Source organism: Pseudomonas botevensis (genome assembly GCF_019145475.1).
Lineage (GTDB): Bacteria > Pseudomonadota > Gammaproteobacteria > Pseudomonadales > Pseudomonadaceae > Aquipseudomonas > Aquipseudomonas botevensis.
This window is the reverse complement of record NZ_JAHTKI010000028.1, coordinates 31907-46164: the sequence shown is the minus strand read 5'-3', so window position 1 is coordinate 46164 and position 14258 is coordinate 31907. Positions and strand designations below refer to the sequence as shown.

General features: G+C 62.3%; 14 protein-coding genes. 5 read left to right on the top strand and 9 right to left on the bottom strand.

Translation table 11 applies throughout. The features are described 5' to 3' along the window. Positions 1 to 116: 116 nt before the first annotated feature. The gene (locus KVQ74_RS26065; RefSeq protein ID WP_217834239.1) at positions 117 to 1043 is read right to left on the bottom strand and encodes a LysR family transcriptional regulator; all 927 of its coding nucleotides are present in this window, start codon (positions 1041 to 1043) and stop codon (positions 117 to 119) included. 100 nt (positions 1044 to 1143) lie between these two features. Here KVQ74_RS26065 and KVQ74_RS26060 point away from each other — a divergent pair, with 100 nt between their 5' ends. Beyond that, positions 1144 to 2517 (top strand): DHA2 family efflux MFS transporter permease subunit, encoded by a 1374-nt coding sequence (locus KVQ74_RS26060; RefSeq protein ID WP_217834238.1) that lies wholly within the window; start codon positions 1144 to 1146, stop codon positions 2515 to 2517. Positions 2518 to 2688: 171 nt separating this feature from the next. On the opposite strand, the gene KVQ74_RS26055 is transcribed toward KVQ74_RS26060, so the two are convergent. The 6 genes from KVQ74_RS26055 to KVQ74_RS26030 form a co-directional block, all read right to left on the bottom strand. Further along, complete coding sequence (locus KVQ74_RS26055; RefSeq protein WP_217834237.1) at positions 2689 to 3255, bottom strand: UbiX family flavin prenyltransferase; 567 nt, start codon at positions 3253 to 3255, stop codon at positions 2689 to 2691. After that, the gene (locus KVQ74_RS26050; RefSeq protein WP_217834236.1) at positions 3242 to 4750 is read right to left on the bottom strand and encodes a UbiD family decarboxylase; all 1509 of its coding nucleotides are present in this window, start codon (positions 4748 to 4750) and stop codon (positions 3242 to 3244) included. Before KVQ74_RS26050 ends, KVQ74_RS26055 begins: the two co-directional genes overlap by 14 nt. A gap of 65 nt (positions 4751 to 4815) precedes the next feature. Next, the gene (locus KVQ74_RS26045) at positions 4816 to 5238 is read right to left on the bottom strand and encodes a DoxX family protein (protein ID WP_217834235.1); all 423 of its coding nucleotides are present in this window, start codon (positions 5236 to 5238) and stop codon (positions 4816 to 4818) included. 15 nt (positions 5239 to 5253) lie between these two features. After that, a complete protein-coding gene (locus KVQ74_RS26040; protein ID WP_217834234.1) occupies positions 5254 to 6288 on the bottom strand; it encodes a hydroxyacid dehydrogenase in 1035 nt (344 codons plus the stop codon). After that, on the bottom strand, positions 6285 to 7157 hold the full coding sequence (locus KVQ74_RS26035) for a TauD/TfdA dioxygenase family protein (RefSeq protein ID WP_217834233.1): 873 nt from the start codon (positions 7155 to 7157) through the stop codon (positions 6285 to 6287). The genes KVQ74_RS26040 and KVQ74_RS26035 overlap by 4 nt, the downstream gene beginning before the upstream one ends. 26 nt (positions 7158 to 7183) lie before the next feature. Next, positions 7184 to 8479, bottom strand: a complete 1296-nt coding sequence (locus KVQ74_RS26030; protein WP_217834232.1) for an aminotransferase class I/II-fold pyridoxal phosphate-dependent enzyme — start codon at positions 8477 to 8479, stop codon at positions 7184 to 7186. 141 nt (positions 8480 to 8620) lie between these two features. Between KVQ74_RS26030 and KVQ74_RS26025 the strand changes: the two genes are divergently transcribed. Together KVQ74_RS26025 and KVQ74_RS26020 are read left to right on the top strand one after the other, a co-directional pair. Next, positions 8621 to 9547 (top strand): transcriptional regulator GcvA, encoded by a 927-nt coding sequence (locus KVQ74_RS26025; protein ID WP_217834231.1) that lies wholly within the window; start codon positions 8621 to 8623, stop codon positions 9545 to 9547. Between the two features lie 139 nt (positions 9548 to 9686). Next, positions 9687 to 10106, top strand: coding sequence for a cupin domain-containing protein (locus KVQ74_RS26020; RefSeq protein ID WP_217834230.1), 420 nt, complete (start codon positions 9687 to 9689; stop codon positions 10104 to 10106). 51 nt (positions 10107 to 10157) lie between these two features. On the opposite strand, the gene KVQ74_RS26015 is transcribed toward KVQ74_RS26020, so the two are convergent. Together KVQ74_RS26015 and yddG are read right to left on the bottom strand one after the other, a co-directional pair. After that, positions 10158 to 10442, bottom strand: a complete 285-nt coding sequence (locus KVQ74_RS26015; protein ID WP_217834229.1) for a hypothetical protein — start codon at positions 10440 to 10442, stop codon at positions 10158 to 10160. Between the two features lie 81 nt (positions 10443 to 10523). Further along, positions 10524 to 11438 carry an aromatic amino acid DMT transporter YddG gene (gene yddG, locus KVQ74_RS26010; protein ID WP_217834228.1) on the bottom strand — a complete coding sequence of 305 codons (915 nt, stop codon included), beginning with the start codon at positions 11436 to 11438 and terminating at the stop codon, positions 10524 to 10526. 322 nt (positions 11439 to 11760) lie between these two features. Here yddG and gabP point away from each other — a divergent pair, with 322 nt between their 5' ends. Next, positions 11761 to 13170, top strand: coding sequence for a GABA permease (gabP, locus tag KVQ74_RS26005; protein ID WP_217834227.1), 1410 nt, complete (start codon positions 11761 to 11763; stop codon positions 13168 to 13170). Continuing rightward, positions 13167 to 14246 carry a choline metabolism transcriptional regulator GbdR gene (gene gbdR, locus KVQ74_RS26000; protein ID WP_225930185.1) on the top strand — a complete coding sequence of 360 codons (1080 nt, stop codon included), beginning with the start codon at positions 13167 to 13169 and terminating at the stop codon, positions 14244 to 14246. The genes gabP and gbdR overlap by 4 nt, the downstream gene beginning before the upstream one ends. Positions 14247 to 14258 lie beyond the last annotated feature (12 nt).

Here is a 14258-nt window from a genome sequence, read left to right as displayed (position 1 = left end):
GTTGCCGTTCCAGGCCGGAAACGGCTGTGAACCTCGTTCCAGACATATTGGTGTCATGTCATCGATCGGTAAAATTACGATCTTATGCGCCCATCATTAGGTGCTCTTATGTCCATTCAGGCGACTTTCGCTTCGGTACTGCGAACGGTCATCGGGATGTCGTTGCCGAGGGTCGACTTGCGGATTTCATTGAGAAACGCCTGGGCCGAAGGTGTGCGTTCACCGGCGGGCGAACAGACCAGACCGAACTCACGATAGATCGGTTTGCTCAACTCGAAGACCCGCATGCCCCGGCGGTCCACCGGCAGGGTCGAGGCCGGCACGATGGAAATGCCCATGCCTTCGCTGATCAGCGCAAACGCCGTGGTCCAGTCGCGCACGGTGATCTTGATGTCCTTGAGCTTGAGGCCTTCGCGTTCGACAAGTGACTGGCCATTGAGGTGGCAACCACCGGTGGCGAGGATGAACGGTTCTTCCACCAGATCCTTGAGGGCCACGGTGCTGGACGAGGATCGGCGCGCCAGTTCGTGATTGGCGGGCACGGCCGCCACCCACGAATCGCGGCCCAGCAACAGCGCGCCACGGGACGGGCAGGGGTTCATCACCACGCCCAGATCGATGCTGCTGTTGGCCAGCCATTGCTCGACTTCCTCGTCAGTGCCTTCCAGGGAAACGATTTCGATGCCGGGGTGCAGGCGACTGAAGCTTTGCAGCAGCGGCGGCAGCAGGTTGGCGAACACCGAAGGAAAACTGGCGAGTTTGATCCGCCCCAGGTGGCAACCGCGCGAGGCATCCACCAGGTTCTGGATCGATTCGAACTCGCTGAGCATGCGCCGCGCGCGGTCGATGATCTGCTGTCCGATGGCGGTCGCGGTGGTCTGGCGGCGGTCGCGCACGAACACTTTCACCCCCAGCGCTTCTTCCATTTGCGTCAGGGCCTGACTGGCGCCCGACTGGGTAATGCCATAGCGCTCGGCGGCGCGGGAAACATTTTCGGCGTCAGCCACGGCGACCAGCAGGCGCCAATGCATCAGGTTCATCATCTCAGTAGTTCCTCTTATGTTCGGCTAATCGAGATTTAATTTTACGAAGCACCCGCACCGCCTCAGGATCGCCCCTGAATACACAGTGAGGTGTTGGAAAGTGGGCAAAACCCTGTCAATGGATCTGGCGGCCAGACCCGCCTCGGCGGCTCCTGTTCTGGTGAGCGTGGCGTTGAGTTCGTTCATGGTCGCGCTGGATGTCACGGCGCTGAACGTGGCGCTGCCGAGCATCGGGCATGACCTGGCAACGGGGATGGATCGGCTGCAATGGATTGCCGGCGCGTACACCCTGGTGTTTGCCAGCCTGCTGTTGTCCGCCGGGGCGCTGAGCGATCGGCTGGGGGCGCGGAAAGTGTTCCTGTTCGCCCTGTTGGTGTTTACCGGTGCGTCGGTGGCCTGCGGCCTGGCACAAGGCGTGGTCGAGCTGATTGCCGCGCGGGCAATTCAGGGCATCGGTGCGGCGTTGATGCTGCCCAGTTCCATGGCGCTGCTGGTCGAGGCGTATCCCGATACCCAGGCGCGGGCCAAGGCAGTGGCGCTGTGGGGCGGGATCTCGGCGCTGGCGCTGGTGAGCGGGCCAATGCTCGGCGGCCTGCTGGTGGAGCTGGTTGACTGGCGGTCGATTTTCTATCTGAACGTGCCGTTCTGCCTGATTGCCCTGGTTTGCTGCGCACTGCGCAGTAGCCGCCTCGCCATTCAGCCGCGTTCGATCGATTGGCCGGGGCAGGTGCTGTCGGCACTGGCGCTGGTGTCGCTGATCTTCGCCCTGATCGAAGGGCCTGTGTGGGGCTGGGGCAACAACTGGGTGATCGCGACGTTGCTGGTGGCGCTGGTTTGCGGCGCGGCGTTCGTCTATTCGCAGCGTGCCCAGCGTGAGCCGATGCTGCCGCTGAATCTGTTCGAGTCGAGAACCTTTTCCGCCGCCATCGGCGCCGGGTTTCTGCAAACCCTGGCGTATTACGGCAGCCTGTTCGTCCTGCCGTTCGCGTTGCAAGGCCAGGGCCGCACGCCGGTGGAGATTGGTCTGGCGATGATCCCGATGACCATTGCCACCGGGGTGATGGCGAGCCTTTCGGGGCGCTTGTCCAATGCCTTCGGTGCCCGTTCGGTGGGCGCTGCCGGCATGCTCTGCGGGGCGCTCGGGGCGGCGTTGCTGGCGTTGTATGGAATGGATCGCGTCAGCCTGGTGATCGGCGGGCTGCTGATCGGCCTGGGCGGTGCGACGTTGCCGGTGATCGTCGGCGCCTGTCTGGCGAGTGTGCCGAGCGGCAAGGTCGGCGTCGGTTCCGGGGTACTCAATGCCGCGCGCCAGTGTGGCGGGGTGACCGGTATCGCCTTGCTCGGCGCCACCCTCGAAGGGCCGGGGCGCGCCACTGGCGCCTTGTCGATCATAGCCCTGGCGTTCGTTGCCGCCGGCCTGTTGACCGTGTTGCGGCTGTACACCGACGAGGTCGATGTCGTGAGTGAATGCTGACCGGCACGCCGAAGCGCGGCCGGTGAGTGTTGCAATGAAGCGGCGTTGCGTTGCCTGCCCCGTATCGAGCGGGCAGGCAAACGCAACGTTGTTGTTTGGGTCAGGTTGTGAAAGAGCGAATCGGCAAGGCGCCGAAGCACGCTTGCCGAAGGTGCAGCCAACTGCGATGTTTCAACCCCAGCGACGTACCGTCCCGGTGTCCAGTCCCAACAGATCGAGCATGCGGCCAACCGTGTGGTCGACCATGTCTTCGATGGATTGCGGCCGGGCATAAAACGCCGGCACCGGCGGCATCACGATGCCGCCCATTTCACAGACCTGGGTCATGCTGCGCAGGTGCCCCAGGTGCAACGGAGTTTCCCGTACCATCAGAATCAAGGGCCGGCGCTCCTTGAGCGTCACGTCGGCCGCGCGACTGAGCAGGCTGCCGGTGATGCCGCTGGAAATTTCCGAAAGGCTTTTGATCGAGCAGGGCGTCACCACCATGCCCAGGGTCTTGAACGAACCGCTGGAAATCGAAGCGCCGATGTCCGCCGGATCGTGGACGACGCTGGCAAGGGCTTTGACATCCGCCACTTTCATGTCGAGTTCATGGGCCAGGGTGACTTGCGCCGATTTGGTCATCACCAGATGCGTGGCGATGCCCAGCTCACGCAGCAGCACCAGGGTGCGCACGCCGTAAATCACCCCGCTGGCACCGCTGATGCCGACCACGATGCGTCGTTCAGGGCTGCTCATGGGAATCCACCGCCGTGTCGAAGGCATTGACCACCGGCGCTTCGCCCGGCAGACCCAGATCGCTCCAACGCTCGCGCACCCGTTCGTAGACCGCTGGACGCAGCAGGGTGCGGGTCGGGAAATTGCGGATGTTGCGGTAATCCTTGCAGGCGTTGATCAGGGCTTTGGAGCCGAAGAAGCGTTTTTCCGGCGGGTTCTGTGCCGGGTCCAGCGGCGAGCCACGGGTGTTGCGCAGAATGTCGATGTCATCGCTCGGCGTGGCGCGGGTGGCCATGGCCCACAGCACCTGATTCATGTCGGTCGGGTCGACATCCTCGTCCACCGCGACGATCCATTTGGTGATGTACGCGCCGCCCGGCACCTGGCCGGCGAGGGCCAAGGCTTGTGCGGCATGCCCGGCGTATTTCTGTTCGAGACTGATGACGATCATGCCGAAGGCGCCGGCAGCGGCGGGCGGGCAGTACACGCCTTTGATGCCCTGGATGCCGAGCTTGTCGAGGTCGTTCCAGATCTTCGCCGAGCGGATGGTGGAGAAAAACGCGCTCTGCTCGTTCGACGGGAAGTCGGCCATCAGCGCGTTGGTCAGAATCGGCCGGGTGCGGTAGTGCAGGGCGGTGACTTCGATCAGCGGGCAGTCGATGTCCTTGTAGCCGTAGTAGCCGGTGAACTCACCGAAAGGCCCTTCTTCGCGGGTCGAACCCGGACGAATGACGCCTTCGATGACAATTTCCGCCGCGGCCGGGATCAGCAGGTCGGAGTTTTTCGCGCGCACCACTTCAACCGGTTTGCCTTTGATACCGCCAGCAAAATCGTACTCGCTGACGCCGGGCGGCAACGATTGCGAACCCACCACCATCATCAATGGATCGACACCCCAGGCGGCCGCCACGGGCAGCGCTTCACCTCTGGCCCAGGCCTGATGGATATGCCGCAGGGCGTCCTTGCCCGGTGCCAGCGACAGGCCGACCTCGCGCGGCCCCTGGATCATCATGCGATACGTGCCGACGTTGAGGTAACCGGATTCCAGATCCCGGGTGAACACCGCGTCTGCCGTGCCGGCGTAGGCACCGCCGTCGCGCGGCCAGTGTTTGGGGATTGGCAGGCGAGTCAGGTCGATGTCATTGCCGGTGAGGGTGTTCTGGTAGATCGGCGCGGCTTCGGCGGCGATCTCAAGCGGGGCGATGCTGTGTTTGAGCTTGTCCTTGGTACGCCGGATCAGTTCCATGGTCGGCGTGTCCGGGGCCTCTTCGAGGGTGATCGCGGTGCGCGCCACGCTCGGGCCGAAGATGTTCCACAAATGGCGCAGACCCAGCGGCGAGTCCGCCTGATCGAAAAGCACCGCCGGTGAGGCGGGCTGGCGGGCCACCAGGTAAGTGATGGCGCTCATTTCTTCAATCGGGTCGACGGCTTGCGAGACGGTTTGCAGTTCGCCGATTTTCTCGGCCCGTGCCAGCCAGTCGCGCAGGTCGGCAACCGGTTCAATCAATTCGTTCATCTTGAATATCCGCAGGGACTGAATAGAAAAACGGCGGGCGCATGACTGCGCCCGCCGCCAGAAGATCAACGCTTGTCGATCGAGTACTTTCCAGGCCCCAACAGGCAGAGGAAAAGGAAACCGCCGGCAATGCTCACGTTCTTGAAGAAATGCACGAACAGCGTGTGATGAGCGGTCGGGTCGGTGGTGTTCCAGAACGCGTGGCCGATGATCCCGGTGCCGATGGTGTACAGCACGAACAGCGCTGCGATCGGCCGGGTCCAGAAGCCGAACAGCAGGGCCAGGCCACCGAAGAATTCGACGATGGTGGCGACGATCGCGGTGAACTCCGGAATCGGTGCGTCCACCGATTTGAGGTAGGTCACGAAACTGCCGTGGTCGGTGACGTAGGTGAAACCGAAGTAGCCGTAGAGGATCAGGATCATGATCCGGGCGATCAGGATCATCGCGTCACGTTGGTCATCGAACAGCTGATAGCGTAAGTACATTCCATTGCTCACAAGTCAGATTGGGTAAGGGATGGCTTCGGCGGAGTTCGCTTGCGCCAGGTGAACCGCCCGGTCGAACACCTGCGGGTTCACCGCGTTGTCGTGGCTCGGTTCGCCGTCGAAAACGTTGAGCACGTTACCGGCGGCCAGTTTCGCCATGCGGCTGACCGCCTCGCGCGAAACGCCGGCCAGGTGCGGCGAGCAGATCACGTTGTCAAGGCTCGGCAGGCCGCTGCCGTGTGGCGGTGGCTCCGGCAGGAACACGTCGAGTGCCGCACCGGCGATGCGTTTTTCCACCAGTGCCTGATACAGCGCCTGCTCGTCGACGATGCCGCCACGGGCGGTGTTGATCACGTAGGCATGCGGCTTCATCAGGGCCAGACGTTCGGCGGACAGCAGGCCGACCGTTTCGGCGGTTTTCGGGCAGTGCAGGCTCACGTAATCGGCGCTCGCCAATGCGTGTTCCAGCACGGCGACCGGCTCCACGCCCTGGGGCAACTGGCGTGGCGAGAGGTACGGGTCGTACACCTTGACCCGCATCCCCAGCGCCACCAGCAACGTGGCGACACGGGCGCCGATCCGCCCGCAACCGACCAGCAGCACTTCGCGACCTTCCAGTTCTGTCGGCAGGTAGTCGTAGCGCTGATGCCAGTTGCCGTCGCGCACCAGATGGGTCAGCGCTTCGGTGCGCTTGGCCAGCGACAGCATGAAGCTCAGGGTGTGTTCCGCAACGGCGCGGTGGTTGGCGTTGGCGCAGACCATCACCGGAATCGCCGCCTCGGTCATCGCCGGAATGTCCACCGCGTCGAAGCCGACGCCGATCCGCGACACCACTTGCAAACCCGGTGTGCGTTGCAGTTCGGCGGTGCCGAAGCGGGTCAGGCCGAGGATCACGCCGTGAACTTCATCGAAGCTCTCGAGCAAGGCCTGGAACTGGCCCTGCTCGATGGTGTTGGCAAACTCCACCACTTCGATGTCGTCACGCTCGCGCAGCATTTGCTTGCCTTCGGCGCCCAGAATATGGGCGATCAGTACGCGCTTCTTGCTCATGCGACATGCTCCTGCAGCACGCTCGGGGCAAAGAACTCACCGTCGTTGACGCCGATGCGGAACATCACCCGCTGGGCTTCGCGCGGCAGCTCGGTCGCGCAATGCAGCACCGAACGGTTATCCCAGATCAGCAGGTCGTTGGGCTCCCACTGATAATTGAAGATCCGCTCCGGCGTCAGGGCGAACGCGAACAGCTCATCGAGCAAGGCCCGACTTTGCTCCTGCGAATAACCGCTGATGCGCGTGGTGTAACCCGGATTGACGTACAGGCTTTCGCGCTGGGTGCGCGGGTGTACGGCAACGGTCGGGTGGGTACTGGCCGGGAAGGTCTGCTCCAGGCGCGCGAAGATTTCCTGGATCGATTCCCCGACATCGTCTTCCTTGACTTTGTAGGTCCAGCGCACGTCGTGTACCGCCTGACGATTTTTCACCCGCTCGTACAGATCCTTCGGCAAGTCGTCATACACCGACTGCATGTCCACGAACAGCGTGTCGCCGCCCGCTTGCGGCAATTGTTGTGCGTGGAGCATGGTCAGCGGCAGGGGCTCGGCCAGGTAGCTGGAGTCGCTGTGCCACATGTTGCCGAGCTTGCGCGCGCCGACAGCGCCGGAGCCGTTGCGGTTGTTGATCACCAGAATGTTCGGGTACGCCGGGTCGTGGTAACTCTTGAGCTTGAACTGTTCGAGTTCGCCGAAGCACGCCGCGAACTGCTGATAGCCCTCACGGGTCAACGTCTGGTTTTTCAGCGCCACCACTTTGCGTTCGTAGACCAGCTCCTGAATGCCACGAATCTCATCCAGCGAAGCCGTGTTGATATCGAAATCCGTCACTGCCGTGACGAAGGTTTCCGCCAGATCCGTTCGCTTCACGTTGAAAGTCTCCTGCACGACGTCAGTCAAACGGCCAGCGCAGGCTGGAGCTGGGCGGTGGTCGGGGCGCTGTCCAGGTGCGCATCGCTGCTCTTGAGCATCAGGCTCAGGTCGAGGATGTCGGCCGGGTTGTGGGCGGCGGTGACCGACATGCGCAGGGCTGCCTGACCGCGCGGAACGGTCGGGAAGAACACCACGGAGGTGTAGTGACCCTGTTGCAGCAGGTATTCACCCTTGGCGATCGCGGCTTCTTCGTTACCGATGCGCACGATGCGGATCGGCAGTTCGCTGCCGCTGGTTTCGGTCGGGATCAGATTGTCGAACAGCTTCATGTTGTTGCGCAGCGCGTGTTGCAGCTTGTGCAGTTCCGGCGTGGCGTGGATTTCCGCCGAGGCCAGTGCCGCGCCCACGGCCGCCATGTTCGGTGCGCAGGAGAAGCCGTAGGTCGGAGCGTAGCGGCGGATCGAGTTTTCGATGTGCTTGGTGCCCAGCATCAGCAGGCCACCGGCGGCGCCGTAGCCTTTGCCCAGGGAGGCGGCGACGATGGTGTTCTCGTCCAGGCCGTCCAGTTGCGAACGGACGAAACCTTCGCCGTGTTTGCCGACCACCGAAATGCCGTGGGCGTCATCCAGATAGACGAACAGGCCGTATTTGTCTTGCAGGGCACGCAGTTCGCGAACCGGCGCCGCGCCACCCATCGAGTACGCGCCGTCGCCGACGTAGGCGACCTTGCGACCGCTCTGGCACAGGCGCTCCAGGTGTTCGAGGTCGTTGTGCTCGATGACAATCACGTCGGTCTCTTCGCGCAGGACCGGGATGTGGTACTGCAGGGTCACGTGGGCGAAACGGTCGAATGCGATCAGCGGCTTCTCACCGTCGGTGAACAGGCCGGCGGCCAGCAGTGGCAGGGCGCCCATGTTGGCGGCGGCTACGGTTGGAAACACCACCACGCCGTTGACATCGAACAGCTTGGCCAGGGTGTGTTCCAGGCGTACCAGCGGTTCGGCGGACAGGCGGGTGCGGGCTACCGAAAAGTGCGTCGAGGGGATTTCTTCCATCGAGGCCTTGGCGGCGGCGAGCACTTTTGGATGGGCGTCCAGGTTGAGGTAACCGCAGCGGGTGTAGTCGATGACTTCCTTGCCGCTGGTGGCGATTTCGATGCGGCGGTTGTCGAGCACACGGCAGGAAACCCCCATCAGACCTTTTTCATACGCGGCGTCGAAATGCGGACGGCTGATTTCAGCCATTCTCGAGGCATTGCGAGCTTTCAGTTGTGGCGCTTTTTCGTCCGGGCTGTTGTTGATTTCAACTGTTTTATTCACGGCGATCTCATCCTTTGAGTGGTCGTTTTCAGGCCGTTGTGGCTTGAAAGCGACGCTAGAATCCACGACCACGGAAACATTTTGCAAAGGACTTCTTGGGTGCTACCTTATGACAAAATCTCATGAGCATTACGAAGTCTTATGGTCGCCCGGATTCCCTCTCTCAATGGATTGAAAGCGTTCGAATCGGCTGCCCGCCATATGAGTTTTACCAAGGCCGCCGAAGAGTTGAACGTCACCCAGACGGCCATCAGTCATCAGATCCGCCGACTGGAAGATGAACTGGGTGTTCGCCTGTTTCTGCGGCTCAAGGACGGCCTGGCGCTGACCACCGAAGGGCATGCGTATCTGCCCGGTATTCGTTCGGCGTTCCATGAATTGCGCTACTCCACGGAAATGTTGCTCGAATCGACCAACAACAGCGCACTGACCATCAGCACCCTGGTGTCCCTGGCCTCCAAATGGCTGTTGCCGCGTCTGGCATCGTTTCAGGATGCGTTCCCCAATATTGACGTGCGAGTCACCGCATCCACCGAGCTGGTGGACTTCCGCAAGGGCGGCATCGACGCGGCGATCCGCTACGGTTTCGGTGACTGGAAAGGCTTGCGCGCGGACTGGCTGATGTCCGACGAGATTTTTCCGGTGTGCAGCCCCAAACTGCTGACCGGCCCCAACGCCTTGAAAAGCCCGGTCGATCTGGCCAATCACACCTTGCTGCAAGTCAGCGGCATGACCAGCAACGACTGGAACATGTGGTTGAGTGCGGCGGGGCAGCCGAAGAAACTCGCCGAAGGCACGCGGCTGACATTCGATCTGGCGATGATGGCGGTGCAGGCCGCCATCGACGGTCTGGGGGTGTGCATCGGGCGCTCCACCTACGTCGACGACGACTTGAAGGCCGGGAAACTGGTGGCGCCGTTCAACCTCAAGCTGAAGTCCGACCTGGGTTTTTATCTGGTGACGCCGCTGGAAATCGCCAACTCGAAAAAAGTCGTGGCGTTCCGCACCTGGCTGATCGATCTGGTGCAGAACGCCGGGTCGATCTCGGCCTCTGACCTCAGCGAATAACCTTCAGGTTTTGTATTGGCGTGTATCAAGCGCGCTCGCGCATACATGCCGATAACAATCTGCCGTTCCCTGACACATCGTCGCTACAGGCCCCGGACAAAGTGATGGCCGTCACCACACATTTCGAGAGGGCAACATCATGCGATGCAATCGACTTCTGGCCGCCACGGCGATTCTGCTGTCCTTGAGCGGCTTCGCCCATGCGGCGGACACCCAACCGGCCGCGAAAAACTGGCAACAAGGGCTGAGCCGCACCGATCTGGTCCGCCAGGACCTGGGCGCGGCAGATCGTGAAGTGATCCAGGCCCGTGTCGACTTCGAGCCGGGCGTGACCTCGCCAAGGCATGCCCACCCCGGCGTGGAAGTGGCTTACGTCATCAGCGGCACCTTCGAGTATCAACTGGAGGGCCGCGCGCCGGTCACGCTCAAGGCCGGGGACTCGCTGTATATCCCCGAGGGCGTGGCGCATATCGCGAAAAACGTCGGCCAGGAGAAGGGCTCGGAACTGGCGACCTACATCGTCAAGAAGGGCGAACCGGTATTGATTCTGAAGCCGTGAATTCGACACGTAAATGCAAAGGCCTGCCATTTCGGCAGGCCTTTTTCGTGGTCAATTGTTGATCGGGTGTTTCTTCTTGTCGCTCTTGGAACCGCTGGAGGTTGCAGCGTCTTTCTCGATGGCTTTCGCGTCGGCGCCGGAGTTTGAACCGGAGGCTTCCTCGCCCTTGGTGTCGGCCTTGTCCTCCTTGGACTCACTGCCGCCGCCCTGATTGACACCGGGAATGGCGGTCGGCGGAACCGTCGAACCGGCCGTTGACTGGCCGGCGGCCAGCGTGGGGAAAGCACAGACGGCCAGGAGGCCGGCGAAGGTCAGAGCCGCGATTTTTCTGTTCATCGGTGATCTTCCGTGCAGGGGGTGTAAGCGTTGGAAGACCGCTGGCGGCAAAGGTGCGAACGGCGGGACGAGCGGCACGGATCACGCCGGCTCGTGCTGGCGCTCCTGCACCCGCTCACGGGTCGCCAGCCAGCAGACCAACGAGCCCACCGTGACCAGCACCGCGCCTTGCCAGAACTGTACGTCCAGTGCTGCGCCCAGCCATATCGCCGCGAACGCCGACGACAGCACTGGCGCCGTGTACGAGGCGGTCGCCAGCAACGTGAGGTTGCCGCGCAGAATGCCGATATTCCACAGCGCGTACCCCACGGCCATCGCAGTACTCGCGGCAATCAGCTCGAGGCTGCTGCGCAGGGTGAGCGGGGGAATCACTTCAGCGCTGAAGGCGTGTTTGCCCCACAGCACCAGCGCGGTCAGGACGAAAAACAGCACCACCAGATTCTGCCCTCCGGCATAGCGACGGGTGATGTTGCAGTACAGGGCAAAGGTGATCGCGCAGGCCAGGGCGAGGCTGTAGCTGAGCGGGTTGGACTGGATATTGGCGACAATCGAGGCCACCGAAAGCCCGTTGCCGCTGACCACCCAGACGATGCCGAACAACGCCAGTGCCGTGCCCGGTACGATGAACCAGCGCGCCTTCTGCCCGTTCATGACAATCGCCAGCAGCACGGTCAGGCAGGGCCACAGGTAATTCACCACGCCCAGTTCAATCGCCTGATTGCGATTGCTGGCAAACCCGAGGGCGAGCGACAGACACACCTCGTAGGCGACAAACAGCCCGGTGCCGAGGATCAGGTACATCCAGGAAGTGGAGCGCAGGCGCGGTCGCCCCAGCATCGCCACCAGCATGACGGCGCCCAGCGAATAGATCAGCGCCGCGCCCGCCAACGGGCCGAACAACTCGCTCACACTGCGGATCAGTCCAGCGGCGGTACTCCACAACAGAATCGCCACAAGGCCACAGGCTGTGGCGGCACGTTCACTTCTGACTTGCATCAACGCTCTCTTTCAATACGGCTCGTTCACCGCACAGTTTGCCCTGAATACCATACTAACCGGCAACCCGAGATTGGGCCGGGCGACAGCGGCGGCATGTCGAAATCAGACTCAGGCATGCCGTTCTCAGGCTATTTGTGCGGCGGACGAGGCACGTAAGGTGACGCATCATTTCATCGCCGTGCGTATGCCGTATGACTGATCAGAAACGCCGATGCGTTTGAGGTGCGCCGCTTTCACAAGGGGCAACAGGAAGAAATGATGATCGCCTGACCCTCAGTCAGTACGCCTCAACGTCGATCACCCGAGAACAACAAAAACAATGAATAGCCTGAACTCGAAGGACTCGAACGGTCAGTTGGCGCAGGGCTTCAAGCCGCGCCACGTCACCATGCTTTCCATCGCGGGAATCATCGGCGCGGGGCTGTTTGTTGGCTCCGGACACGCCATTGCCGCCGCCGGCCCGGCGGTGCTGCTCGCTTATCTGTTCTCCGGCCTGCTGGTCGTGCTGGTCATGCGCATGCTCGGTGAAATGGCGGTGGCCCATCCGGACACCGGCTCGTTTTCCACCTATGCCGACCAGGCCATCGGCCGCTGGGCCGGCTTCACCATCGGCTGGCTCTACTGGTGGTTCTGGGTGTTGGTGATTCCCATCGAGGCGCTGGCCGCCGGGCATGTCCTGAACCAGTGGTTTCCCCAGGTCGACGCTTGGCTGTTCGCCTTGCTGTCGATCATCGTGCTGGTGGTGACCAACCTGTTCAGCGTCGCCAAGTACGGTGAGTTCGAATTCTGGTTTGCGATGGCCAAGGTCGTGGCGATCATCGGTTTCATCGGCCTTGGGTTTTCGGTGCTGATGGGCTGGATTCCCGAGCGCGAGGCCAGCGGCCTGAGCCGTTTGATGGAAGAACACGGCGGCTTCGCGCCCAATGGTTATTCAGCGGTGGTCGGTGCGTTCATCACCATCATGTTCAGCTTCATCGGCACGGAAGCGGTGACCATCGCGGCGGCCGAGTCCGACAATCCGGCGCAGAACATCGCCAAGGCGACCCGTTCGGTGATCTGGCGCATCGGTGTGTTCTACGTGTTGTCGATCTTCGTGGTGATTTCCGTGGTGCCGTGGAACGATCCGTTGCTGGCGTCCGTGGGTTCCTACCAGCGCGCCCTTGAACTGATGAATATTCCCCACGCCAAATTTCTCGTGGATGTGGTCGTGCTGATCGCCGTTGCCAGTTGCATGAACTCCTCGATCTACATTTCCTCGCGGATGCTGTTCTCTCTGGGCCGACGCGGCGATGCACCCGCGCCGTTGAAAGTGACATCCGCGGCGGGTGTACCGCGTGCCGCCGTGATCGCCAGCACCGTGATCGGCGCCGGGGTAACGTTGTTCAGCTACTTCATGCCGGCCGGCCTGTTTCAATTCCTGCTCGCCAGTTCCGGCGCCATCGCGCTGCTGGTGTATCTGGTCATCGCGATTTCGCAACTGCGCATGCGCCGGATGCTGCGTCGGCGCAATGTCGAACTGAGCTTGCGCATGTGGCTGTTTCCGTGGCTGACCTACCTGGTCATCGCGTTCATCTGCGCCGCGCTGGGCGTGATGATGGTGACGCCGGAACATCGTCTGGAGGTGACTTCGACCATCGGCCTGGCCCTGGTGATTTCCTTTATCGGCCTGGTGACCACGCGGCAGCATGGCGCGGCGCGAGGAACAGCGTCGGTGGGCGAGACATCTTGACCACGTCCAGCCAGTCCATCGGTTTTCTGCTGCTGGATCAGTTCACCCTGATCTCCCTGGCCTCGGCGGTGGAACCACTGCGCATGGCCAATCAGTTGGCGGGTGAAGAGTTGTATCGCTGGCACACCCTCAGCCTCGATGGCGCGGCGGTGCAGGCCAGCGATGGCGTGCCCGTGACCCCGGACGCGTCGGCTCAGGATGGACTGGCGCTGGATGCCGTCATCGTCTGTGGCGGGGTGGGTATTCACAATGTGGTCACGCGCGGCCACGTTGTCTGGTTGCGCAATCAGGCGCGTCTTTCCAAGCGTATGGGCGGTGTTTGCACCGGCAGTTGGGCGCTGGCGCAGGCAGGGTTGCTCGACGGGTTTGAATGCAGCGTCCACTGGGAATTTCTCGCGGCGATGCAGGAAGCCTTCGCGCGGGTCACCGTCAGTGCCAGCGTGTTTACCCTCGACCGCAACCGCTTCACCAGCTCCGGCGGCACCGCGCCGATGGACATGATGCTGCACCTGATCGGCCGCGATCACGGGCATGAGCTGTCGGCGGCGATCTCGGAAATGTTCGTCTACGAACGCATCCGCGATGAGCGCGATCAGCAGCGCGTGCCGCTCAAGCACATGCTCGGCACCCAGCAGCCGAAGTTGCAGGAGATCGTCGCGTTGATGGAGGCCAACCTCGAAGAACCCATTGACCTCGACGACCTGTCGAAATATGTCGATGTGTCCCGCCGACAACTGGAGCGGATGTTCCAGAAATACCTGCATTGCTCTCCGTCGCGCTACTACCTGAAACTGCGGCTGATCCGCGCTCGCCAGTTGCTCAAGCAGACACCGATTTCCATTGTTGAACTGGCGGTGGTGTGCGGCTTTGTCTCCACACCGCACTTTTCCAAGTGCTACGGCGAATACTTCGGCGTGCCGCCGAGTGAGGAGCGGGCGGGGCTGGAGGCGGAGCGGATCGAGGTGGCGAGGCCGGCAGTCCGTCCGGCGCGGGCATCGAGGCCGAGCAATTTGCTGGATGAGGCGCGGGGCGAGGCGACGTTTGCGAGTGTGAAGGTTTTGCGAGCCAGGGCCTGAACGTCGCGTAGG